The sequence below is a fragment of the Streptococcus sp. 3705 genome (assembly GCF_013277145.1).
In the GTDB taxonomy this organism is placed as follows: domain Bacteria; phylum Bacillota; class Bacilli; order Lactobacillales; family Streptococcaceae; genus Streptococcus.
Genome location: NZ_VMMJ01000032.1, coordinates 37,831 through 62,140 on the forward strand (window position 1 = coordinate 37,831; position 24,310 = coordinate 62,140).

The 24,310-nt window shown below is 40.1% G+C and carries 16 protein-coding genes and 2 pseudogenes; 14 read left to right on the top strand and 4 right to left on the bottom strand.

The genetic code is table 11. From position 1 onward, the window contains the following. The first annotated feature begins 61 nt into the window (after positions 1 to 61). The 5 genes and pseudogenes from HT714_RS08560 to HT714_RS09890 all read left to right on the top strand — a co-directional run bounded on the left by HT714_RS08560 (position 62) and on the right by HT714_RS09890 (position 8,957). Positions 62 to 2,608, top strand: coding sequence for a M1 family metallopeptidase (locus HT714_RS08560; protein ID WP_173226551.1), 2,547 nt, complete (start codon positions 62 to 64; stop codon positions 2,606 to 2,608). Between the two features lie 108 nt (positions 2,609 to 2,716). Further along, entirely contained in the window at positions 2,717 to 3,391 is a 675-nt protein-coding gene (gene ciaR, locus HT714_RS08565; protein ID WP_061439305.1) for a two-component system response regulator CiaR, read from the top strand. Continuing rightward, positions 3,381 to 4,715 carry a two-component system sensor histidine kinase CiaH gene (gene ciaH / locus HT714_RS08570; RefSeq protein WP_173226549.1) on the top strand — a complete coding sequence of 445 codons (1,335 nt, stop codon included), beginning with the start codon at positions 3,381 to 3,383 and terminating at the stop codon, positions 4,713 to 4,715. The genes ciaR and ciaH overlap by 11 nt, the downstream gene beginning before the upstream one ends. A 182-nt stretch (positions 4,716 to 4,897) precedes the next feature. Continuing rightward, a pseudogene (locus tag HT714_RS09815) lies at positions 4,898 to 5,061 on the top strand (transposase); the annotation flags it as partial. Between the two features lie 368 nt (positions 5,062 to 5,429). Beyond that, positions 5,430 to 8,957 (top strand): pneumococcal-type histidine triad protein, encoded by a 3,528-nt coding sequence (locus tag HT714_RS09890; RefSeq protein WP_173251787.1) that lies wholly within the window; start codon positions 5,430 to 5,432, stop codon positions 8,955 to 8,957. Between the two features lie 171 nt (positions 8,958 to 9,128). Here the strand turns inward: HT714_RS09890 and HT714_RS08585 are convergent. The 3 genes and pseudogenes from HT714_RS08585 to HT714_RS08595 form a co-directional block, all read right to left on the bottom strand. Further along, a pseudogene (locus HT714_RS08585) lies at positions 9,129 to 10,436 on the bottom strand (transposase). A gap of 309 nt (positions 10,437 to 10,745) precedes the next feature. Beyond that, the gene (locus tag HT714_RS08590; protein ID WP_173251790.1) at positions 10,746 to 12,296 is read right to left on the bottom strand and encodes an ATP-binding cassette domain-containing protein; all 1,551 of its coding nucleotides are present in this window, start codon (positions 12,294 to 12,296) and stop codon (positions 10,746 to 10,748) included. Positions 12,297 to 12,633: 337 nt separating this feature from the next. Next, positions 12,634 to 12,963: a hypothetical protein gene (locus tag HT714_RS08595; RefSeq protein WP_000653208.1), complete on the bottom strand. Its 330-nt coding sequence runs from the start codon at positions 12,961 to 12,963 to the stop codon at positions 12,634 to 12,636. A gap of 162 nt (positions 12,964 to 13,125) precedes the next feature. Here HT714_RS08595 and HT714_RS08600 point away from each other — a divergent pair, with 162 nt between their 5' ends. The 7 genes from HT714_RS08600 to HT714_RS08630 all read left to right on the top strand — a co-directional run bounded on the left by HT714_RS08600 (position 13,126) and on the right by HT714_RS08630 (position 21,955). Then, entirely contained in the window at positions 13,126 to 13,668 is a 543-nt protein-coding gene (locus tag HT714_RS08600) for a DUF177 domain-containing protein (RefSeq protein WP_000773212.1), read from the top strand. Continuing rightward, positions 13,668 to 14,297 carry an endonuclease III gene (gene nth, locus HT714_RS08605; RefSeq protein WP_173226543.1) on the top strand — a complete coding sequence of 210 codons (630 nt, stop codon included), beginning with the start codon at positions 13,668 to 13,670 and terminating at the stop codon, positions 14,295 to 14,297. Before HT714_RS08600 ends, nth begins: the two co-directional genes overlap by 1 nt. A gap of 221 nt (positions 14,298 to 14,518) precedes the next feature. After that, a complete protein-coding gene (pyrR, locus tag HT714_RS08610) occupies positions 14,519 to 15,040 on the top strand; it encodes a bifunctional pyr operon transcriptional regulator/uracil phosphoribosyltransferase PyrR (protein ID WP_000644747.1) in 522 nt (173 codons plus the stop codon). 18 nt (positions 15,041 to 15,058) lie between these two features. After that, positions 15,059 to 15,982: an aspartate carbamoyltransferase catalytic subunit gene (locus HT714_RS08615; protein WP_000115770.1), complete on the top strand. Its 924-nt coding sequence runs from the start codon at positions 15,059 to 15,061 to the stop codon at positions 15,980 to 15,982. 49 nt (positions 15,983 to 16,031) lie between these two features. Further along, positions 16,032 to 17,111, top strand: a complete 1,080-nt coding sequence (locus HT714_RS08620; protein WP_000166853.1) for a carbamoyl phosphate synthase small subunit — start codon at positions 16,032 to 16,034, stop codon at positions 17,109 to 17,111. A gap of 447 nt (positions 17,112 to 17,558) precedes the next feature. Continuing rightward, positions 17,559 to 20,735: a carbamoyl-phosphate synthase large subunit gene (gene carB / locus HT714_RS08625; protein ID WP_173226541.1), complete on the top strand. Its 3,177-nt coding sequence runs from the start codon at positions 17,559 to 17,561 to the stop codon at positions 20,733 to 20,735. 302 nt (positions 20,736 to 21,037) lie between these two features. Next, on the top strand, positions 21,038 to 21,955 hold the full coding sequence (locus tag HT714_RS08630) for a bifunctional riboflavin kinase/FAD synthetase (protein ID WP_173226539.1): 918 nt from the start codon (positions 21,038 to 21,040) through the stop codon (positions 21,953 to 21,955). Between the two features lie 87 nt (positions 21,956 to 22,042). On the opposite strand, the gene HT714_RS08635 is transcribed toward HT714_RS08630, so the two are convergent. Next, a complete protein-coding gene (locus HT714_RS08635; RefSeq protein WP_000592063.1) occupies positions 22,043 to 22,891 on the bottom strand; it encodes a YitT family protein in 849 nt (282 codons plus the stop codon). A 141-nt stretch (positions 22,892 to 23,032) separates the two neighbouring features. Between HT714_RS08635 and HT714_RS08640 the strand changes: the two genes are divergently transcribed. Together HT714_RS08640 and HT714_RS08645 are read left to right on the top strand one after the other, a co-directional pair. Next, entirely contained in the window at positions 23,033 to 23,872 is an 840-nt protein-coding gene (locus HT714_RS08640) for a DegV family protein (protein ID WP_173226537.1), read from the top strand. A gap of 107 nt (positions 23,873 to 23,979) precedes the next feature. After that, positions 23,980 to 24,255 (top strand): HU family DNA-binding protein, encoded by a 276-nt coding sequence (locus HT714_RS08645; RefSeq protein WP_001284642.1) that lies wholly within the window; start codon positions 23,980 to 23,982, stop codon positions 24,253 to 24,255. The last annotated feature ends 55 nt before the right edge of the window (positions 24,256 to 24,310 follow it).

Below are 24,310 nucleotides of genomic sequence, written 5' to 3' on the forward strand. Positions count from 1 at the left end.
TGTTATAATAAGTTTGTTTGAAGAAGAGCAGCAGCTCTTAAACTTAGAATAGGAGAAAACTATGCAAGCAGTTGAACATTTTATTAAGCAATTTGTTCCTGAACACTATGATTTATTTTTAGACTTGAGTCGTGAGACCAAGACGTTTTCTGGGAAGGTGACCATCACTGGTCAAGCACAGAGTGACCGTATTTCCCTTCATCAAAAAGACTTGGAAATCGCTTCTGTAGAAGTTGCAGGTCAAGCTCGTCCATTTACGGTTGATCATGACAATGAAGCCCTTCATTTTGAACTTGCGGAAGCAGGTCAAGTTGAAGTGGTTATCGCTTTCTCAGGAAAAATTACAGACAACATGACAGGGGTTTACCCATCTTACTACACAGTTGATGGAGTCAAGAAGGAAGTCTTGTCTACTCAGTTCGAGAGCCATTTTGCGCGTGAAGCTTTCCCATGTGTGGATGAGCCAGAAGCTAAAGCAACTTTTGACCTCTCTCTACGTTTTGACCAAGCCGAAGGTGAATTGGCCTTGTCTAATATGCCAGAAATCGATGTTGAAAATCGTAAGGAAACAGGTATCTGGAAGTTTGAGACAACACCTCGCATGTCTTCTTACTTGTTGGCCTTTGTTGCGGGTGATTTGCAAGGTGTGACGGCTAAGACTAAAAACGGTACTCTTGTAGGTGTTTACTCAACGAAAGCCCACCCACTATCTAACCTTGATTTCTCACTGGATATCGCTGTTCGCTCAATCGAGTTTTACGAAGATTACTATGGAGTTAGGTACCCAATCCCTCAATCTCTCCACATCGCCCTTCCTGACTTCTCGGCTGGAGCTATGGAAAACTGGGGTCTGGTGACCTACCGTGAAGTTTACTTGGTTGTGGATGAGAACTCTACCTTTGCCAGCCGTCAACAAGTTGCCCTTGTTGTAGCCCATGAATTGGCTCACCAATGGTTTGGTAACCTTGTTACTATGAAATGGTGGGATGACCTTTGGCTCAATGAAAGCTTTGCTAATATGATGGAGTACGTCTGTGTGGATGCCATTGAGCCAAGCTGGAATATCTTTGAAGATTTCCAAACAGGTGGTGTTCCGTCTGCCTTGAAACGTGATGCGACTGATGGTGTTCAGTCTGTTCACGTCGAAGTTAAACATCCAGATGAAATCAATACGCTCTTTGATGGCGCTATCGTCTATGCCAAAGGAAGTCGTCTTATGCACATGCTTCGCCGTTGGCTAGGTGATGCCGATTTTGCCAAAGGTTTGCATGCCTACTTTGAAAAACATCAATACAGCAATACAATTGGTCGTGACCTTTGGGATGCTCTTGGTCAAGCGTCTGGACGTGATGTCGCAGCCTTCATGGATTCTTGGTTGGAACAACCTGGTTATCCAGTTCTCACTGTCAAAGTTGAAAATGATGTCTTGAAGATTTCACAAAGACAATTCTTTATCGGTGAGCACGAAGATAAGAACCGTCTCTGGGTTGTGCCACTAAACAGCAACTGGAAAGGCTTGCCTGATACACTTGAAACTGAAAGTATCGAAATCCCTGGCTATGCAGCCCTTCTTGCTAAAAACAAAACAGCACTTCGCCTCAACACAGAAAATACAGCCCACTACATTACTGACTATCAAGGAGACTTGTTAGATGCTGTTCTTGCTGAGCTAGAGACACTTGATAACACAAGCAAACTGCAAATTGTTCAAGAACGTCGCTTGCTTGCTGAGGCAGGGCACATTTCTTATGCAGACTTGCTCCCAGTCCTTGATAAACTTGCCAAGGAAGAGTCTTACCTTGTTGTTTCAGCTGTTTCTCAAGTGATTTCGGCCCTTGAGCGCTTTATCGATGAAGGAACAGAAGCTGAAACAGCCTTCAAAGCACTAGTTGCTAAATTAGCTCGTCACAACTATGACCGTCTTGGTTTTGAAGCTAAAGATGGCGAATCAGATGAGGATGAATTGGTTCGTCAGTTGGCTGTTTCGATGATGATTCGCTCAAATGATGCAGAAGCTAGTCAAGTCGCTAGCCAAATCTTAGCGACTTACAGGGAGAATCTTGCAGGACTTCCAGCAGCTATTCGCTCACAAGTTCTGATCAATGAGATGAAACATCATGAGACTAAAGACTTGTTAGCACTTTATCTTGATACCTATACTCACGCAACAGATGCGGTCTTTAAACGTCAGTTGGCAGCGGCTCTTGCCTATAGTACAGATGCGGATAATATCCAAACCTTGATTGCTTCTTGGAAGGACAAATTTGTGGTTAAACCACAGGACTTGTCTGCTTGGTATTACCAATTCTTAGGTCATCAAGCAACTCAGGAAACAGCTTGGTCTTGGGCGCGTGAAAACTGGGCTTGGATTAAGGCAGCTCTTGGAGGAGATATGAGCTTTGATAGCTTTGTTATCCTTCCTGCTCACGTATTTAAGACTCAGCAACGTTTGGCAGAGTACAAGGAATTCTTTGAGCCACAACTTTCTGACCTTGCTCTTAGCCGTAACATCGGTATGGGAATCAAGGAAATTGCAGCGCGTGTTGACTTGATTAACCGTGAAAAAGCTGCAGTGGAAGCAGTCGTTCTTCAATACGAAAATGCATAAATAAGCCTAAAATAAAAAGAAAACTCAGCTATCTCATGTAAAATGCAGAGAGTTGAGTTTTTTTTAAGGCAAATTTGGTATAATAGTTTTAATAAGGAGGAGTTTCTCATGATAAAAATCTTATTGGTTGAGGATGACCTAGGTCTGTCAAATTCAGTATTTGACTTTTTAGACGATTTTGCGGATGTTATGCAGGTATTTGATGGGGAAGAGGGTCTCTACGAAGCTGAAAGTGGTGTCTATGACTTGATTTTGCTGGATTTGATGTTGCCAGAAAAAAATGGTTTCCAAGTCTTAAAAGAATTGCGTGAAAAGGGAATTACGACACCAGTTCTGATTATGACTGCCAAGGAAAGTTTGGATGACAAAGGACATGGATTTGAACTGGGAGCGGATGATTATCTGACCAAGCCTTTCTACCTAGAAGAACTCAAAATGCGGATTCAGGCCCTTCTCAAACGTTCAGGTAAGTTTAATGAAAATACGCTATCTTATGGAGATATTCTCATCAATTTATCAACCAATACCGTTAAGGTTGAAGATACTCCAGTCGAATTGCTGGGGAAAGAGTTCGATTTACTAGTTTATTTCCTTCAAAATCAAAATGTTATTTTGCCTAAGACGCAGATTTTTGATCGTCTATGGGGATTTGATAGTGACACAACGATTTCAGTTGTCGAAGTTTATGTTTCAAAAATCCGTAAGAAATTAAAAGGAACCACTTTTGCAGAGAATTTGCAAACCTTGCGCAGTGTTGGGTATATTTTAAAAGATGTTCAGTAAACTAAAAAAAACATGGTATGCGGATGATTTTAGTTATTTTATCCGCAACTTTGGTGTCTTCACTCTGATTTTCTCTACAATGACTCTGATTATTTTGCAGGTCATGCATTCGAGTCTCTATACTTCGGTGGATGATAAACTCCACGGACTGAGTGAAAATCCTCAAGCAGTTATTCAACTGGCAGTGAATAGGGCAACAGAAGAGATTAAAGATTTAGAAAATGCTAGGGCGGACGCTAGTAAAGTAGAAATAAAACCTAATGTCAGTTCCAATACGGAAGTCATTCTCTTTGATAAGAACTTTACTCAACTTCTTTCTGGAAATCGATTTTTGGGCTTGGATAAGATTAAGTTAGAGAAGAAAGAACTAGGACATATCTATCAGATTCAGGTTTTTAATAGCTATGGACAGGAAGAAATCTATCGCATGATTTTGATGGAAACCAATATCAGTTCGGTTTCAACCAATATCAAGTATGCTGCTGTCTTGATAAATACCAGTCAGTTGGAGCAGGCCAGTCAAAAGCATGAGCAATTGATTGTGGTCGTGATGGCTAGTTTCTGGATTTTGTCTTTGCTTGCCAGTCTCTATCTAGCTAGGGTCAGTGTTCGTCCTCTGCTTGAGAGTATGCAGAAGCAACAGTCCTTTGTGGAAAATGCCAGTCATGAGTTACGGACTCCACTTGCAGTTTTGCAAAATCGCTTAGAGACCCTCTTTCGTAAGCCAGAAGCTACCATTATGGATGTGAGTGAAAGCATTGCATCGAGTTTGGAAGAAGTCCGAAATATGCGGTTTTTGACGACAAACTTGTTGAATTTAGCTCGGAGAGATGATGGGATTAAGCCGGAACTTGCAGAAGTTCCAACCAGTTTTTTCAATACGACTTTCACAAACTATGAGATGATTGCTTCTGAAAATGACCGTGTCTTTCGTTTTGAAAATCGGATCCATCGTCCGATTGTCACAGATCAGCTTCTCTTGAAGCAGTTGATGACCATCCTATTTGATAATGCTGTCAAGTATACTGAAGAGGATGGTGAGATTGATTTTCTTATCTCGGCGACCGATCGTAATCTGTATTTGCTAGTTTCCGATAATGGAGTCGGTATTTCGACAGAAGATAAGAAGAAAATTTTTGATCGTTTTTATCGAGTCGACAAGGCTAGAACCCGTCAAAAAGGTGGTTTTGGTTTAGGATTGTCCCTAGCCAAGCAAATTGTAGATGCCTTAAAAGGAACCATTACTGTTAAAGATAATAAGCCAAAGGGAACAATCTTTGAAGTGAAGATTGCCATCCACACATCATCTAAAAAGAAAAAATAAACATATCGCTCCGGATGGGGCGATATTTTGTATTATGTGACTTTCGGTCCGTCTCACTAAGTCAGGTGTGAGACAGGCAAACCACCCACTATGCGGGTGCGCGTCGAAGGTTATACCAAAAAAACTCCGAACGCGATACAATAAAGGTGTTAAAGCCAATTGTAAAGCGAAAGGAGAAAAATATGGCACAAAAGGCTCATAGTTTATCGCACACAAAGTGGCACTGTTCTATCATATTGTGTTCACCCCTAAGTATAGACGAAAAGTCATCTATAATCAATATCGAAGTAGTTTAGGCGAAATATTTCATCGTTTGTGTAGTTATAAAGGAGTTGAAATTATCCAGTGAATGATTTCTTCACGAGTATGAAAATTTGAGAACTAGTAAAGCATGATATAGTACTAGAGAAATTAAGTGTAAAAGAATATGAGGATTCTTTTAGGGATAGTAGTAAGTAATACTAAAGCTTCTTTAAGATGCAAGTGACGAGTCAAGAGCAATAAGGCTTGAGCAAAGTGAAAGTCAGCGTCTTTAGGCGCTGGTTGGTAATTTAGGCAATAATTAAAATGATATAAAAATCTTGACAGATAAACTTAAAAAAGGTAAACTATTTACTGGTTAATTAAATGGTTAAATAACCGGTTTAGAAAAATTGTTTAACCGAGAAAAAGAAGTTAAGAAAAAGCTTCATCATTTATTGAAATGAGGGATTTATGAAATTCAGTAAAAAATATATAGCAGCTGGATCAGCTGTTATCGTATCCTTGAGTCTATGTGCATATGCACTAAACCAGCATCGATCGCAGGAAAATAAGGACAATAATCGTGTTTCTTATGTGGATGGTAGTCAGCCCAGTCAGAAAAGTGAAAACTTGACACCAGACCAGGTCAGCCAAAAAGAAGGAATTCAGGCTGAGCAAATTGTCATCAAAATTACAGATCAGGGCTATGTGACGTCACACGGTGACCACTATCATTACTATAACGGGAAAGTTCCTTATGATGCTCTCTTTAGTGAAGAACTTCTGATGAAGGATCCAAACTACCAACTTAAAGATGGAGATATTGTCAATGAGGTCAAGGGTGGCTACATTATCAAGGTCAATGGAAAATATTATGTCTACCTGAAAGATGTAGCTCATGCTGATAATGTTCGAACCAAGGATGAAATCAATCGTCAAAAACAAGAACATGTCAAAGATAATGAGAAGGTCAGCTCTGATGTTGCTGTAGCAAGGTCTCAGGGACGCTATACGACAGATGATGGTTATGTCTTTAATCCAGCTGATATTATCGAAGATACTGGTGATGCTTATATCGTTCCTCACGGAGGTCACTACCACTATATTCCAAAAAGTGATTTGTCTGCTAGTGAATTAGCAGCAGCAAAAGCTCATTTAGCTGGCAAAAATACGCAACCGAGCCAGTTAAGCTATTCTTCAGCAGCTAGTGACAATAATACGCAATCTGTAGCACAAGGCTCAACTAGCAAGCCAGCAAATAAAGCTGAAAATCTCCAAAGTCTTTTGAAAGAACTCTATGATTCACCTAGTGACCAACGTTACAGTGAATCAGATGGCTTAGTCTTTGACCCTGCTAAGATTATCAGTCGTACACCAAATGGAGTTGCGATTCCACATGGCGACCATTACCACTTTATTCCTTACAGCAAGCTTTCTCCTTTAGAAGAAAAGATTGCCAGAATGGTGCCTATCAGTGGAACTGGTTCTACAGTTTCTACAAATGAAAAACCTCATGAAATAGTGTCTAGTCTAGGAAGTCTTTCAAGTAGTCCATCTACTTTGAATCATGCCTCATTACTTACAAATAAGCCTATCTCTTCAACATCTGATGGTTATATCTTTAATCCTAAAGATATTGTCGAAGAAACTGCTACAGCTTATATTGTAAGACATGGTGATCATTTCCATTACATTCCAAAATCGACCGTAATTGGACAACCGACTCTTCCAAATAATGGTCTAACAACACCTTCGCCATCTCTTGCAGCCAATCCTAGTGTTTCACATGAGGAACATGAAGAAGATGGGCACGGCTTTGATGCTAATCGTATTATTGCGGAAGATGCGGCAGGCTTTGTCATGACTCATGGTAACCACAATCATTACTTCTTCAAGAAGGACTTGTCAGCAGAGCAAATTAAGGCAGCGCAAGACCACTTGAAAGGGGTAAATACAGCTACACCAAATCCAGCTCATGATGACGATCACGATGGCGATGAGCATGACCACCATCATGGTGAAGATCACGATCACGGTTTTGATGCCGATCGTGTCATTAGTGAGGATGATCAAGGATTTATCATGAGTCACGGAGACCACAATCATTACTTCTTCAAAAAGGATTTGACAGCTGATCAAATTAAGGAAGCTCAGGAACATTTGAAAACACATCATGATGCAGAGCCTGTTCAACCACTTGCAAAATCTGTTGAATCATTCTCTAAAGATGCTAGTGATGAAGAAAAAATAGCTTATATTTCTAAGACCTATGGGGTTCCACTTGAAGCTATTAGAATTTCAAAAGGTTTCTTTGTATTTAATAATCCTGACCAAGCCTACGATCCAACTCATATCCATCCCTATGCTGTTCGTAAGGAACACGTTCGACTTCCACTCCAAACTGGAAATCCTGAACTTGATTTCCTAAATGAACTTTATACGACTGCCTTACGTGATCGCGTATCACCTTATCGTTTGCAGGTTGAAAACGGCAGTTTTGTGATCCCTCATGGAGACCACAATCACTACATCAAGGTTCAAACTAAGGGCTATGAAGTAGCCTTGAAAAACAAAATTCCAGCCCTGAAATCCAACTATCAGCCTGGGGCCTTTGATGAGAAAACAGTTTTAGCAAAAGTAGATCAACTTCTTGCTGAAAGTCGAAACGTCTATAAAGACGATCCAATCAAACAAAGACAGATTGAGTTAGCCTTAGGACAGTTTACTGAAAATATGAAGAAACTAGCAACTAACTCTACAGCAGGTTATCTTGCGACACTTGATCTCTTTGATAAGCAATATATCCATATTGATGAAAGTGTCAAACCTGTTGAAACAAGTGCTTTAGATAAGAAATATCAGGCCTTGATCGATAAAATCAATACACTAGATACTGACTCTTATGGACTTCCTAAAAAAGACCTTCTCGTTCGACTCCAAGAGGCTAAGTTGGCTAAAGATGAAGCTGCTTTAGTAGCAGTTGAATCACAACTTCAAGCTCTTCAAGACTTTAATGATCGTACTGGTGATACAACAGTGGAATATATCAAGTACTTCTATGAGCATGTAACTGATGGTCGTTTAAGTGATGAGCTTCGTAGTAAAGTAGCTAATTTGACTTTTACTTTATATCAATCTCAATCCTTCCGTAAGGCTGTGGACTTGAATAAACTGTTCCCAAGCATTTACCAAACAAAACAAGAAGTAGAAGAGGCTTTGAAAAATCAGCCAGCTTCTACAAAAGTAAATGAAACAGTTTTAGATAAAGAAACAGTTGATAACCAATCTGCTAAGCAAGCGATTTATGAATTTTTGAAAGATCTTTATCCTGATCTTAAAAAAGAAGAGCATGTCAATCATGTTAGCAAGGAAGAAGTAGAAAGTCTCTTGAGCAAGGCAAATCAACTCTTGGAGCAAATCCAAGAAGAAGGAATCAGACAATCTTTGGCAGAAGAAGTAGAAAATCTCAAAGCTGCTACAAACAAGGCTGATGCAGACTTGGATGAAGTAAACAGCCAGGTGAAAGATGTTTTGACTCGTATCGCTAGTGCTCTTCAACAAGAGAAAGAAAATGCTGAACAAGATCCTCAGACACTTGTACTCTATCAAAAACTCTACGATATTCTCATATCGCTTCACTCTTATTTAGAAAGTAATAATGGTTCTGATGAGGACTTTGATAAAGTGGATGCATTACTAGATCAACTTTCTGCTAAGAGTAAAGACAAAGCAGCTTTACTTGAATTGACAAAAGCTATTCTAGTTTTGAATCACCAAATCCAGTCAAAATCAAGCACAAGCGAAGAAACAAATCCAGCAAGAAATGCCGAGGCAAATGGAGATAACACCAGTGCTGAGAACCAACCAAACGCAACTGCAGAATCTAACAGTGAAACTGCTAGCGACGAAAACAAACCGAGCAACGCAACAGATTCTAAACCTGCTGAATCAGCTTCAGAAAAGGAAACAACAGAGTATACAACAAGTACTGGAAACTAAGAAAAACCAGCAGAATAAAAAAGTTGGTAGATAAAAAAGTTTGTGGTCGTAGATCTAGGAGATTTTCCCATTCAAGGCTGTTTCCTATTTCTCATTGTAATTATAAACCATGGCAACATAAGAAAACGAGCATTTCCTGCTCTTTGTCAACTGTAGTGGGTTGAAGAAAAGCTAAGCTCGAGAAAGGACAAATTTCGTCCTTTCTTTTTTGATGTTCAGAGCGATAAAAATCCGTTTTTTGAAGTTTTCAAAGTTCCGAAAACCAAAGGCATTGCGCTTGATAAGTTTGATGAGATTATTGGTCGCTTCCAGTTTGGCGTTAGAATAGTGTAGTTGAAGGGCGTTGACAATTTTCTCTTTATCTTTAAGGAAGGTTTTAAAGACAGTCTGAAAAAAGAGGATGAACCTGCTTTAGATTGTCCTCAATGAGTCCAAAAAATTTCTCTGGTTCCTTATTCTGAAAGTGAAAAAGCAAGAGCTGATAGAGATGATAGTGGTGTTTCAAGTCTTCTGAATAGCTCAAAAGCTTGTCAAGAATCTCTTTATTGGTTAAGTGCATATGAAAAGTAGGGCGATAAAATCGCTTATCACTGAGTTTACGACTATCTTGTTGAATGAGCTTCCAGTAACGTTTGATGGCTTTGTATTCATGGGATTTTCGATCGAACTGATTCATGATTTGAACACGGACACGACTTATAGCACGGCTGAGATGTTGGATAATATGGAAACGATCTAGAACGATTTTAGCACATGGGAGTGAAACAGTCTGGGAGACTGTTTCAGCCTGAGCCTAGAAATTCGAAAGCGAAGCTGTTTAGCTAAGGCATAGTAGGGACTAAACATATCCATAGTAATGATTTTCACTCGACATCGGACGGCTCTATCATATTTAAGAAAGTGATCACGAATGACAGCTTGTGTTCTACCCTCAAGAACAGTGATGATGTTGAGATTATCAAAATCTTGTGCAATAAAACTCATCTTTCCCTTAGTGAAGGCATACTCGTCCCAGGACATAATCTCAGGAAGACGAGAAAAATCATGCTTAAAGTGGAAATCATTGAGCTTTCGAATGACAGTTGAAGTTGAAATGGAAAGCTGATGGGCAATATCGGTCATAGAAGTCTTTTCAATTAACTTTTGAGCAATTTTTTGATTGATAATACGAGGAATTTGGTGATTCTTCTTGACGAGTGAGGTCTCGGCGACCATCATTTTCGAGCAATGATAGCACTTGAAACGACGCTTTCTAAATAGAATTCTAGTAGGCATACCGGTCGTTTTGAGGTAAGGAATCTTAGAAGGTTTTTGAAAGTCATATTTTTTCATTTGACTTCCACAATAAGGACAAGATGGAGCATCGTAGTCCAGTTTGGCGATGATTTCTTTGTGTGTATCCCTATTGATGATATCTATAATTTGAATATTAGGGTCTTTAATGTCTAGTAGTTTTGTGATAAAATGTAATTGTTCCATATGATTCTTTCTAATGAGTTGTTTGATCGCTTTTCATTATAGGTCATATGGGACTTTTTTTCTACCCTAAAATAGGCTCCATAATATCTATAGGGATTTACCCACTACAAATATTATAGAGCCGCATTTCCAACTGAGGAGGTGCTCGTTTTTTGATAGTTAGAAGTAGTTTTTATCCGTCTATTTAGAGTTGATTACAAATGATCTTGAAAGAAATTATTGACTTGAATGTGGATATAAGATTTATTCACTGATTATAATGTTTAAATAGCGCTCCAAAGCAAAGAATTATCCTCATGAGTATGAATCTTATAAATTAACTAGCTCCAAACCGTGTTCTGTTATGCGATAGATGATCGAGCAAACTTCTTTTAAGAAACGACGGTCATGCGAAACAGTGATGAGACCACCAGGATAGGTGGCAAAGAGTTTTCTGATTTGGGGTTGAGAAGTGGGAGAAAAGTTTCGTGTAGGTTCATCCAGCAGGAGAAAGTTGGGTTTGCGCAAGACTAAATCCAAAAGCAGGAGTTTACCCTGTTGCCCGCCAGATAAGGAGCGAATTTGATACTGCATTTCTGGATAACTGAAATTGAGACTGGCTAGGTGAGATTGGATTTTTTGTAGTTCCTCTTTTTCCCCAGTTTTGCTGAGATAGGCTATTGGGGATAAATCTAATTGTAGTTTTTTATGGTAATCTTGTGGCATAACACCAAGTGAAATCTCTCTTTTGGCACTTAGTAGTTGCTGTAACTTGGCTAACAGAGTTGATTTTCCAACACCATTTGGGCCGATGATACCAATTTTTTCTTGGCCACGGATAGTTAGTTGTAGTTCTTGCACCAAAATTCGCTCGCCAATGGACAAATTTTCTTTTTCCAGTTGGATTAATACTTTAGAAGTCGCTAATGGCTGTATATCTGAGAAGAAAAGTCTGATTTCTTCCTCTTCAAGTGGTTTTTGGGTCATGGACTGAGCTATCTTTTCAAAGCGTTTTTCTTGAGAGAGAACATTTTTCATTTTTTTAGCCAATAGGCGACCGGCAGTACTGTCTTTAGTAGCTCGAAGCGCAGTTTCTACATTTTGCTTGACTCGCCGATGTTTTTCCATGGTTTTATCGTAGGCTCTTTGGTCGTTGGCTGCTTGCTGGCTTTGTCTGGCCAAATTAGCCTTTCTCTGCTCACTATTACTATCATAGTCTAAATGCTCTACTAGTGTTTCCGCTTCTTTACGGTGCTTGACCAGTCGCAAGTGGACAATAGTGTCTGCCGTTTCAGAAAGAAAGTCCTCATCATGGGAAATGAAAATAACGGTTTGCCTAATCTTTCGAATCTGACCTTTTAGCCAGTCAACCGTCTCAAGGTCTAGGTCATTTGAAGGTTCATCTAAAAATAGAATCTCAAAGGGTTTGGCTAACTCATGGATGAGCTGAATTTTCAAAGCTTCGCCCCCCGAAAGGCTTCCAATCTCTTGAACGCTAGCGAAACGGTTGCTATCAAAGTGTAACTCCTCAGCCAAACGATAGAGGATACTGTAGTCTAAATCAGCAAAATCCAAAAAGAAGTAGTCGTGTAGACTTTTCTTTTTCAGCTCTTCGGGGAGTTTTTGAGGAATGTAGGCTATTGATTGATAATCAGATTGAATGTCTCCCCTGATAGTGAAATCAGGTAAAGTTTCTCCCATTAAAGTTTTAATCAAGGTTGATTTGCCATTTCCTTCCTCTCCAATAATAGCTATCTTTTCCCCGTCTTGGATGGTCATGTTTAAGTCTGAGACAAGGTCTCGTAAATCTTTGTTTTGTGTGATGGTCAGGTGATTGATTTTTATCATATGATTGCCCTTTCTAGAATGTCGATAGTGCATAACAAAAAGCTCTACTTTATCTAGTAGAGCCCAAAGTCACTGTCAAAACTCTATTATCCTCGTTGAAAAGCTCGTCAAACTAGCTTAGGATTGCCTAATCCAACTCAAGAGGAGCAGATGGTTAGCCTTCTAGTTTTTTGATTTTCAATGAGGATAAGATACTAGAAAATCTAGTATGAAAAGAGCACACAAAAAGAGACAAAAACAAGATCTACTAAATAAAGTTTCTTTATTTGATAGACTTAGTTGTTCATGTCTCCCTTACCTCCGAGTATTAGTATCTTTATCCTATACCTTTAAGGAAATTTTGTCAACAGAAAACTGACAATTCTAATCTCTAAAATCCGAAAACAGGTCCATAGAGAGTCAGTACGTGTTTGATATGCTCGTAATGGAATTTATCATAGTTTCGCCAAGCAGTGCGTGCTTGATCATTCAGTTTTAGGCTACCAAGACCAATCAGAAGACTGGTACGTTGGTAAAATTTCTCAAGGTCGATTAAAATACTGTTGTCCAACTTTTCCGCTTTTTTGAGCTCTTGCAGAGTAGTGTTTAGCAGCTCTTGCAGTCGAATATCATCTGCCCTACCCTGTTTGCAGCTTTGGAAACTTTTATTTAACTCGGATAGGAGTTGGGTTGCATTAGTAATGAGTTCTTTGTCTTTCATGTGAGCATCCTCCTTGCTCTGATGTATTATTGCCTATAGTATGGCACTAAAAAATGTCATAGTAAACATGTTAAAAAATCGAATGTTAATTAAAAAGTTTGGTGGGCTGATTTGTAGGCTTTTCATGGTATAATCAAGAGAGTAAATCTTTATGGAGGAAGTATGAAATTAAATATTCAAGAAATTCGTAAGCAGTCTGAAGGCTTGCATTTTGAACAAACGTTAGACCTAGCTGCAGACCTGCGTGCACGCAATCAAGAAATTTTAGATGTAAAAGATATCCTTGCAGTTGGGAAAGTACAGTACGAAGACCGTATGTATTTCTTAGATTATCAACTATCTTATACCATTGTTCTTGCTTCAAGTCGCAGTATGGAACCAGTTGAGTTAGTTGAATCTTATCCAGTAACGGAAGTTTTCATGGAAGGTGCAACTAACCAACTAGATCAGGAAGTTTTAGACGATGATTTGGTCTTGCCTATCGAAAATGGAGAACTTGACCTTGCTGAGAGCGTGTCAGATAATATCCTTCTCAACATTCCTATCAAGGTCTTGACGGCTGAAGAAGAGGCTGGTCAAGGATTTGTTTCAGGAAATGACTGGCAAATCATGACAGAAGAAGAATACCAAGCCCAACAGGCAGTTAAGAAAGAAGAAAACAGTCCTTTTGCTGGCTTACAAGGACTATTTGACGGAGACGAATAATGGTCTTGTCAAAAAAACGAGCACGAAAAGTGCTGGAAGAAATAATTGCTCTGTTTCCAGATGCCAAGCCCAGTCTTGATTTTACCAATCATTTTGAACTACTAGTTGCGGTCATGTTGTCAGCTCAGACAACGGATGCAGCGGTAAATAAGGCTACACCAGGTCTCTTTGCTGCCTTTTCAACGCCACAAGCCATGTCTGTAGCGACAGAGAGTGAGATTGCTTCACACATTTCTCGCCTGGGACTGTATCGGAATAAGGCTAAATTCCTTAAAAAATGTGCCCAACAGTTACTAGATGATTTTGATGGCCAAGTTCCTCAAACACGTGAGGAATTGGAAAGTCTTGCAGGAGTTGGTCGCAAGACAGCCAATGTTGTCATGAGTGTGGGCTTTGGGATTCCAGCCTTTGCAGTGGATACTCATGTGGAGCGTATCTGCAAACACCACGATATTGTCAAAAAATCAGCGACACCGCTTGAGGTGGAAAAGCGGGTCATGGATATCTTGCCACCGGAGCAGTGGTTAGCTGCCCATCAGGCCATGATTTATTTTGGAAGAGCCATTTGCCATCCTAAAAATCCAGAGTGTGACCAGTACCCACAGTTATATGACTTTAGCAATTTATAAGCAATTTATAAGATGGGGTTTCAAAAGTTTTTGCTTGATTTTAAGCATGCTTTGTGCTATAGTATTTGATAACTAAATATTCCTTTAAACCTGTCCCGTGAGGCAGGCAAGGAGAACGATTAAGTAGTAGGGTGAAGTCTATACTGTTTGCAGTAGGGCTCGCTTGGCTATACATTTCAAGTCTCCTTGTTTAAGGAGACTTTTCTTTTTGGAGGTTTGTCATGAAGGCAAAAGAAGTTGTAGACGAATTGACTGTCAAACGAGCGATTACGCGTATTACTTATGAGATTATCGAACGCAACAAAGATTTGAATAAAATCGTCTTGGCTGGTATTAAAACTCGTGGTGTCTTTATCGCCCACCGAATCCAAGAACGTTTGGAACAGCTAGAAAATCTTTCAGTTCCTGTTGTGGAATTGGATACTAAACCTTTCCGTGATGATGTTAAAAGTGGAGAAGATACTTCTTTGGTTTCTGTCGATGTGACAGACCGCGAAGTTATCTTGGTGGATGATGTGCTCTATACAGGTCGTACCATCCGTGCTGCTATTGATAATATTGTAGGTCATGGTCGTCCTGCGCGCGTGAGTTTAGCAGTTCTAGTCGATCGTGGACATAGAGAATTGCCAATCCGTCCAGATTACGTTGGAAAAAACATACCAACTAGTCGTTCTGAAGAAATCATCGTAGAGATGGCAGAACTTGATGGCCAAGATAGAGTTCTGATTACTGAAGAAGCTTAGAAAGCTAAAGGAGTAGCCATGTCAGTAAATCAACAAGCATTAAACCATGTGGTGTCCATGGAAGACCTCACTGTCGATCAAGTGATGAAATTGATCAAGCGAGGAATTGAGTTTAAAAATGGAGCTCAGCTTCCCTATGAGGACCATCCGATTGTTTCCAATCTTTTCTTTGAGGATTCTACACGAACGCATAAGTCCTTTGAAGTGGCAGAGATTAAACTGGGATTGGAGCGACTTGACTTTGATGTGAAGACTAGTTCAGTCAATAAGGGTGAGACACTTTATGATACCATTTTGACTCTGTCTGCTTTAGGAGTGGATGTCTGTGTGATTCGCCACCCTGAGGTTGACTACTACAGAGAGTTAATTGCAAGTCCGACGATTACGACTTCCATCATCAATGGTGGAGATGGTTCGGGTCAACACCCTAGCCAGAGCTTGCTTGATTTGATGACTATTTATGAGGAATTTGGTCACTTTGAGGGTCTCAAGGTTGCGATTGCAGGTGACTTGGACCACTCACGCGTTGCTAAATCCAATATGCAGATTTTGAAACGCTTGGGAGCTGAACTTTATTTTGCTGGACCTGAGGAATGGAGAAGTCAAGAGTTTGCAGATTATGGACAGTTTGTAACCATTGATGAAATCATTGATCAGGTGGATGTCATGATGTTTCTCCGTGTGCAACATGAACGCCATGATAGTGGAGCTGTCTTTTCAAAAGAAGACTACCATGCCCAACATGGCTTGACTCAAGAACGTTATGACCGTTTGAAAGAAACAGCAATCCTTATGCACCCAGCCCCAGTCAACCGTGATGTAGAAATCGCAGACCACTTGGTTGAAGCACCAAAATCACGGATTGTCCAACAAATGACCAATGGTGTCTTTGTTCGAATGGCAATCTTAGAATCCGTACTGGCGAGTAGAAACGCCAACTAAAACACAAGACGTTAAAAGACGCCAGTGAGCGTCCACGAGAGGTGAAAATATGACAAAAAGACTTCTAGTATTAGAAGATGGCACAGTTTTTGAAGGCAAGGCCTTCGGAGCAGATATTGATGTAACAGGCGAAATCGTCTTTAATACAGGTATGACCGGCTACCAAGAATCCATTACAGACCAGTCTTATAATGGACAAATCTTGACCTTTACTTATCCTTTGGTGGGAAATTATGGAATTAATCGTGATGATTACGAATCCATCATTCCAACTTGTAAAGGAGTCGTTGTTTTTGAAGAAGCACGAAGAGCAAGCAACTGGCGCAACCAAATGACCTTGGATGAATTTTTGAAAGCCAAGAAAATTCCGGGTATTTCTGGAATTGATACGCGTGCACTTACCAAGATTATCCGTAAGCATGGTACGATGCGTGCAACCTTGACTCATGTTGGAGATAGTATGGACCATGTGACGGACCAGCTCCAAGCAACAGTTTTGCCGACAGATAATATCAAGCAGGTTTCTACTAAAACATCCTATCCAGCTCCAGGAGTTGGTTTGAGCGTGGTTCTAGTGGACTTTGGTCTTAAGCACTCAATTCTACGTGAACTTTCTAAACGCAACTGTAACGTGACAGTTGTTCCCTATTCGACAACGGCTGAAGAAATTCTCCATCTCAATCCTGACGGAGTTATGTTGTCAAACGGTCCAGGTAACCCAGAAGATGTTCCACAGGCACTGGATATGATTCGTGGTGTGCAAGGGAAAATTCCAATCTTTGGTATTTGTATGGGGCATCAACTCTTTGCAATGGCAAATGGTGCTAAGACCTACAAGATGAAATTTGGACACCGTGGATTCAACCATGCGGTACGCGAAATTGCTACAGGACGTGTGGATTTTACAAGTCAAAACCATGGTTATGCAGTTAGCCGTGAGGATTTGCCAGAACACTTGATTATCACCCACGAAGAAATCAATGACAAGTCAGTTGAAGGTGTGCGTCACAGATACCAACCTGCTTTCTCTGTTCAATACCACCCAGACGCAGCCCCTGGTCCACACGACGCAAGCTACCTATTCGACGAGTTTATCGAGATGATGGAAGCTTTTAAACAATCAAACTAAGAACGAGTAAAAGCTTGTCGGAGAATTTATTTAACTGAACTCGGACGGAAAGCTTGGAATTTAGAGAAACCAATTTGGATTGTCAATCCTTCCTTGGTTTCCTAAAATTCAATCGCTTTCTATTCGTCCTTTGTATCTTATTTAATGGCAACCCGAGAGTTGCCGAATAGAAAGGCAGGTCGTTTCTTTTAGTCGCTATCAGGCGAACTAAAAACTCCCTGCACTAGATTTTTTACCGAAAAGTATCGTTTCGCTAAAAAATCGTCGGAGAATTTATTTAATGGCAACCCGAGAGTTGCCGAATAGAAAGGAGAAGATACATTGTTCGCGGAAGTGAACACGTCCTAAGAACTGTGTGAAAAAGATAAACATCGTCTTGACGCTAAAGGCGTCTGCACCGAGTTTCCTATTTTCACTGTGTTCTTTACGGGCTTTGTATCATAAACTATGCCTAAACGTACTGATATTCAAAAAATTATGGTGATTGGTTCTGGTCCGATTATTATTGGTCAGGCTGCTGAGTTTGACTATGCTGGAACCCAGGCTTGCTTGTCGTTGAAAGAGGAAGGTTATGAGGTTGTCTTGGTTAACTCAAATCCTGCAACCATCATGACGGATAAGGAAATTGCTGATAAGGTTTATATTGAACCGATTACACTTGAGTTTGTGACACGTATTCTTCGTAAGGAGCGTCCAGATGCCTTGCTACCAACACTCGGTGGTCAGACAGGTCTCAACATGGCCATGGAATTATCTAAAAATGGTATTCTTGATGAGCTTGGTGTTGAGCTTCTGGGAACTAAATTATCTGCCATTGACCAAGCGGAGGACCGTGACCTCTTTAAACAATTGATGGAAGAGCTCAACCAACCCATTCCAGAATCTGAAATTGTAAACACTGTTGAAGAAGCTGTTGCCTTTGCAGCAACAATTGGCTACCCAGTCATCGTTCGTCCAGCCTTTACCCTAGGTGGTACTGGTGGTGGAATGTGTGCTAATGAGGAAGAATTGCGTGAAATCGCTGAAAATGGATTGAAATTGTCACCTGTGACCCAATGTTTGATTGAACGTTCAATCGCAGGTTTCAAGGAAATCGAATACGAAGTGATGCGCGACTCGGCTGACAATGCCCTGGTTGTTTGTAACATGGAAAACTTTGACCCAGTTGGGATTCACACAGGGGATTCCATCGTATTTGCCCCTGCCCAAACCATGTCAGATTATGAAAACCAAATGCTACGTGACGCGAGCTTGAGCATTATCCGCGCTCTCAAGATTGAAGGTGGGTGTAACGTTCAGCTAGCCCTTGATCCGCATAGCTTCAAATACTATGTCATCGAAGTAAACCCCCGTGTATCACGTTCTTCAGCCCTTGCTTCAAAGGCGACAGGTTATCCGATTGCTAAGTTAGCTGCTAAGATTGCCGTCGGTTTGACTTTGGATGAGGTCATCAACCCAGTTACAGGTTCAACCTATGCCATGTTTGAACCAGCCCTTGACTACGTGGTTGCCAAGATTCCTCGTTTCCCATTTGACAAGTTTGAAAAAGGTGAGCGCCGTCTGGGTACCCAGATGAAGGCGACTGGAGAAGTTATGGCAATTGGTCGTAACATCGAAGAATCTCTCCTTAAGGCCTGTCGCTCCCTTGAAATTGGGGTGCACCACAATGAAATGCCTGAACTTGCAGCAGTTTCTGATGATTCCTTGATTGAAAAAGTAGTCAAAGCACAAGATGACCGCCTCTTCTACGTATCAGAAGCCATTCGCCGTGGCTACACACCAGAAGAAATTGCTGAATTGACTAAGATTGATATATTCTATCTTGATAAACTCTTGCATATCTTTGAAATTGAGCAAGAATTGGGTGCCCATCCACAAGATCTAGAAGTTTTGAAAACAGCTAAACTTAATGGCTTCTCAGACCGTAAGATTGCTGAACTTTGGGAAACGACTGCAGACCAAGTTCGTCAGCTTCGTTTGGAAAACAAGATTGTCCCAGTCTACAAGATGGTCGATACTTGTGCGGCAGAGTTTGACTCTGAAACACCATATTTCTATTCAACCTATGGTTGGGAAAACGAGTCTATCAAGTCTGATAAGGAATCCGTTCTAGTCCTAGGTTCAGGTCCAATCCGTATCGGTCAAGGGGTCGAGTTTGACTACGCAACTGTTCATTCAGTTAAGGCTATTCAGGCGGCTGGTTATGAAGCCATCATCATGAATTCAAACCCAGAGACCGTTTCTACAGACTTCTCTGTGTCTGACAAGCTCTACTTTGAACCATTGACTTTTGAAGATGTTATGAACGTCATTGACTTGGAGCAACCAAAGGGTGTTATCGTTCAGTTTGGTGGTCAAACAGCTATCAACCTTGCGGAGCCATTGGCAAAAGCAGGTGTGACCATCCTTGGTACACAGGTCGCTGACCTAGACCGTGCCGAAGACCGTGACCTCTTTGAGCAAGCTCTAAAAGATTTGGACATTCCACAGCCACCAGGACAAACGGCTACCAATGAAGAAGAAGCAGTGCTTGCAGCTCGCAAGATTGGCTTCCCAGTCTTAGTTCGCCCATCTTATGTTTTAGGTGGACGTGCCATGGAAATCGTTGAAAATGAAGAAGACCTTCGTTCTTACATGCGAACTGCTGTTAAGGCTAGTCCAGACCACCCAGTTCTTGTTGACTCTTACATCGTTGGGCAAGAGTGCGAAGTTGATGCCATTTCAGATGGTAAAAATGTACTCATTCCTGGTATCATGGAGCATATCGAACGTGCTGGTGTCCACTCAGGTGACTCAATGGCCGTTTACCCACCACAAACCTTGTCGCAAAAGGTTCAGGAAACCATTGCAGACTACACAAAACGCCTAGCAATCGGTCTTAACTGCCTTGGAATGATGAACATCCAGTTTGTCATCAAGGATGAAAAAGTCTATGTTATTGAGGTCAATCCACGTGCTAGCCGTACGGTGCCATTCCTTTCTAAGGTAACCAATATCCCTATGGCACAAGTAGCAACCAAGCTCATTCTTGGTCAAAGTTTATCAGAACTTGGCTACCAAGATGGACTTTACCCTGAAAGCACCCGCGTTCATATCAAGGCACCTGTCTTCTCCTTCACAAAACTAGCTAAGGTAGACAGCTTGCTCGGTCCTGAAATGAAGTCAACAGGGGAAGTTATGGGTTCTGATACGACTTTGGAAAAAGCTCTCTATAAGGCCTTTGAAGCTTCTTACTTACACTTGCCAACTTTTGGTAACGTTGTATTTACTATCGCAGATGATGCCAAAGAAGAAGCCTTGGACTTGGCTCGTCGTTTCCAAAATATTGGCTATGGAATCCTCGCGACAGAAGGGACAGCAGCCTTCTTTGATAGTTATGGCCTGCAAGCTCAACCAGTTGGTAAGATAGGTGATGACGATAAGGATATTCCAAGCTTTGTTCGCAAAGGAAGAATCCAAGCTATCATTAACACAGTTGGAACAAAACGAACTGCTGACGAAGATGGTGAGCAAATTCGCCGTTCAGCCATTGAACACGGGGTGCCACTCTTCACAGCGCTAGATACAGCTAATGCCATGCTCAAAGTATTGGAAAGCCGTAGTTTTGTCACAGAAGCGATCTAGTTGAGAAAGAATTTTCACAGTTTTAAAGCCAGCGTCAGAAAACGCTGGCTTTTGCGACATTAGTGCAGGCTATTCAACTATCAGTTCTTCACTCAAGAATGATGATGAACTGTGATGCGATAAGAATAAATTGGGAATGGCTTATGATGTTAATCGTTCACCTTTTTTGTAATTCTAGTATATCAGAGTCAATATATATTTGCATGCTACTCCCTTTTGTAAAAATGGTCATTTCAGGTGAAAAAAACGACATTTCAGATTTTCTGTTCCAGAAATAGCTATCGCTATGATATAATTATTTTATGATTATTACTATTCCTATAAAAAACCAAAAAGATATTGGTACACCATCTGATTCAGTCGTTGTTCTCGGCTATTTTGATGGTATACACAAGGGGCATCAAGAATTATTTCGTGTTGCCAATAAGGCTGCGAGAAAAGATTTATTGCCTATCGTCGTTATGACCTTTAATGAATCTCCAAAGATCGCTTTAGAGCCTTATCATCCTGATCTGTTTTTACATATTTTAAATCCTGCTGAACGTGAGAGGAAATTAAAGCGTGAAGGTGTAGAAGAATTATATCTCCTTGATTTTAGTAGTCAATTCGCTAGTCTCACGGCAGAAGAATTTTTTGCAACTTATATCAAGGCTATGAATGCCAAAATTATTGTTGCAGGTTTTGATTATACATTTGGTTCTGACAAAAAAACAGCAGAAGATTTAAAGAATTACTTTGATGGAGAAGTTATCATTGTTCCACCTGTGGAAGATGAGAAAGGAAAAATCAGTTCAACTCGTATCCGTCAAGCTATTTTAGATGGAAATGTGAAAGAAGCAGGAGAACTTTTGGGGGCACCGCTTCCATCCAGAGGTATGGTGGTTCATGGTAATGCTCGTGGTCGTACGATTGGTTATCCAACAGCTAATTTAGTGCTTTTAGACCGTACTTATATGCCAGCAGATGGCGTTTATATCGTTGATGTTGAGATTCAAAGACAGAAGTATCGTGCTATGGCTAGTGTCGGGAAAAACGTGACCTTTGATGGAGAAGAAGCACGTTTTGAAGTCAATATTTTTGATTTTAATCAAGATATTTATGGGGAAACCGTCATGGTTTATTGGCTTGATCGCATTCGAGATATGACCAAATTTGACTCAGTTGACCAATTAGTGGATCAGTTAAAGACTGATGAAGAAGTAGCTCGGAATTGGTCTTAAGAGCTTGAGTAAACAAAAAAGAGGTTGTCTGTAACCCAAAAGATAGATGATTTAGTCTAACTTTTGAGGTCACGACATTACCTCTTTTTATTCTTTTTCAAAGGTAAATCCTTCTCCAAGGATTTCGTGGGCTTCTGTAATAGTTATAAAAGCTTGAGGATCGATTCGATGAATCATTTCCTTCATTTTCACAATTTCATTTCTACCGACAATACAGTAGATGATTTTCAAATTTTCTTTGCTGTAGTAGCCTTGACCGGAAATAAAAGTAACACCTCTTCCTAGGTCATCATTAATTGCTTTAGCAAGTTGGTCGGGACGTTTTGTGATAATCATAAAACCTTTGCCAGCGTAGCCACCTTCACCAATCAAATCAATGACACGCGAAACGATAAAATCAAATAAGAGCGTGTAGGAAACCAATCTCAAGTCCTTGAAGATTAAGAGAATGAGCATGAGAATACAAAAATCTAAGATAAAGAGCAATTTCCCCATAGATATATGAGTGTATTTATTGAGAATACGAGCTAGAATATCAGTTCCGCCAGTTGTACCACCAGCATTAAAAATAATTCCAAGGCCAATTCCCAATAGGATTCCTGCTATAAGGGCTGTGATTAGTAAATCACCTTGAAGATCAATATGAAGGGGAATACGCTCAAAAAAAGCTAACCAGGCGGATAAGGCTAAGGTTCCTAGCAAACTAGAATAGAGGGATTTGGCTCCAAATATTTTCCAAGCTAGGATGAAAAGGGGAATGTTAATCAGCAGGTTCATGAGAGAAACAGGGATTTTAAAAAGATAAAAGGTGATGAGGGTAATACCTGTCGCCCCTCCTTCAAAGAGATGATGAGGGACTACAAAATAAGTCAGCCCAAAAGCATAAATAGCAGCACCTAGTAAAATGGTTAAAATGGGATAAATTTTTTTAATCATAGGACACCTCTTTTCTTATAAGTTGATTATATCAAATTTTTACGGAAAATTTGAGTGACTCCATTAGGATTTTTAATCTTTTTTTGATATAATTAAAAGTAAGAAAACCAATCTGAATCCTAAAATAGAAAGATTGATACTATGACAAAAATTAAGATTGTAACCGATTCATCTGTTACTATTGAACCAGAACTCGTAAAACAATTAGATATTACAATTGTTCCATTATCTGTAATGATTGATAATGTTGTTTATTCTGATGCTGATTTGAAAGAAGAAGGTAAATTTCTTCACTTGATGCAAGAAGCTAAGAATCTTCCAAAAACAAGTCAGCCACCTGTAGGTGTCTTTGCTGAAGTTTTTGAAGACCTATGCAAGGATGGTAGTCAGATTCTTGCTATTCATATGTCCCATGCTCTTTCGGGTACTGTAGAAGCAGCGCGTCAAGGTGCTAGCCTATCTACTGCCGACGTGACGGTTATCGATAGTTCCTTTACTGACCAAGCCTTGAAATTTCAAGTTGTTGAGGCTGCAAAATTAGCGCAAGAAGGCAAAGAGTTGGAGGAAATTTTATCTCACGTTGAAGAGGTAAAAAACCATACGGAGCTCTATATTGGCGTTTCAACTTTGGAAAATCTTGTCAAAGGTGGACGAATTGGCCGTGTAACTGGATTGTTGAGTTCTCTTCTTAATATCCGTGTTGTCATGCAAATGAAGGACCATGAATTGCAGCCAATTGTTAAAGGTCGTGGAGCTAAAACCTTTAAAAAATGGTTAGATGAGTTGACAACATCTCTATCTGAACGTTCTGTAGCAGAGATTGGAATTTCATATTCTGGTAGTGCTGATTGGGCAAAAGAGATGAAAGAAAGCTTACAAGCTTATGTTGAAAAGCCAATTTCTGTTTTAGAAACAGGTTCTATTATTCAGACTCATACAGGCGAGAATGCATGGGCTATTTTGGTACGTTACCATTCCTAAAAAAATAAAGAAAATGCGAATAAACAGCGCTTTTAACTTGACCTATAAGGGATTTTAGGATATGATTATATTTGTTAATTAGAAATTAATTTGGAGGAATCATTAACATGGCAAACAAACAAGATTTGATCGCTAAAGTAGCAGAAGCTACAGAATTGACTAAGAAAGACTCAGCAGCAGCAGTTGAAGCTGTATTTTCAGCAGTAGCTGACTACCTTGCAGCTGGTGAAAAAGTTCAATTGATCGGTTTTGGTAATTTTGAAGTTCGTGAGCGTGCTGCACGTAAAGGTCGCAACCCACAAACTGGTAAAGAAATCACAATTGCAGCTTCTAAAGTTCCAGCATTCAAAGCTGGTAAAGCTCTTAAAGACGCTGTTAAATAATCAGCCTTTAAAAAGCCTATTGTATCAAGCTATAAAGCTTGATACAATAGGCTTT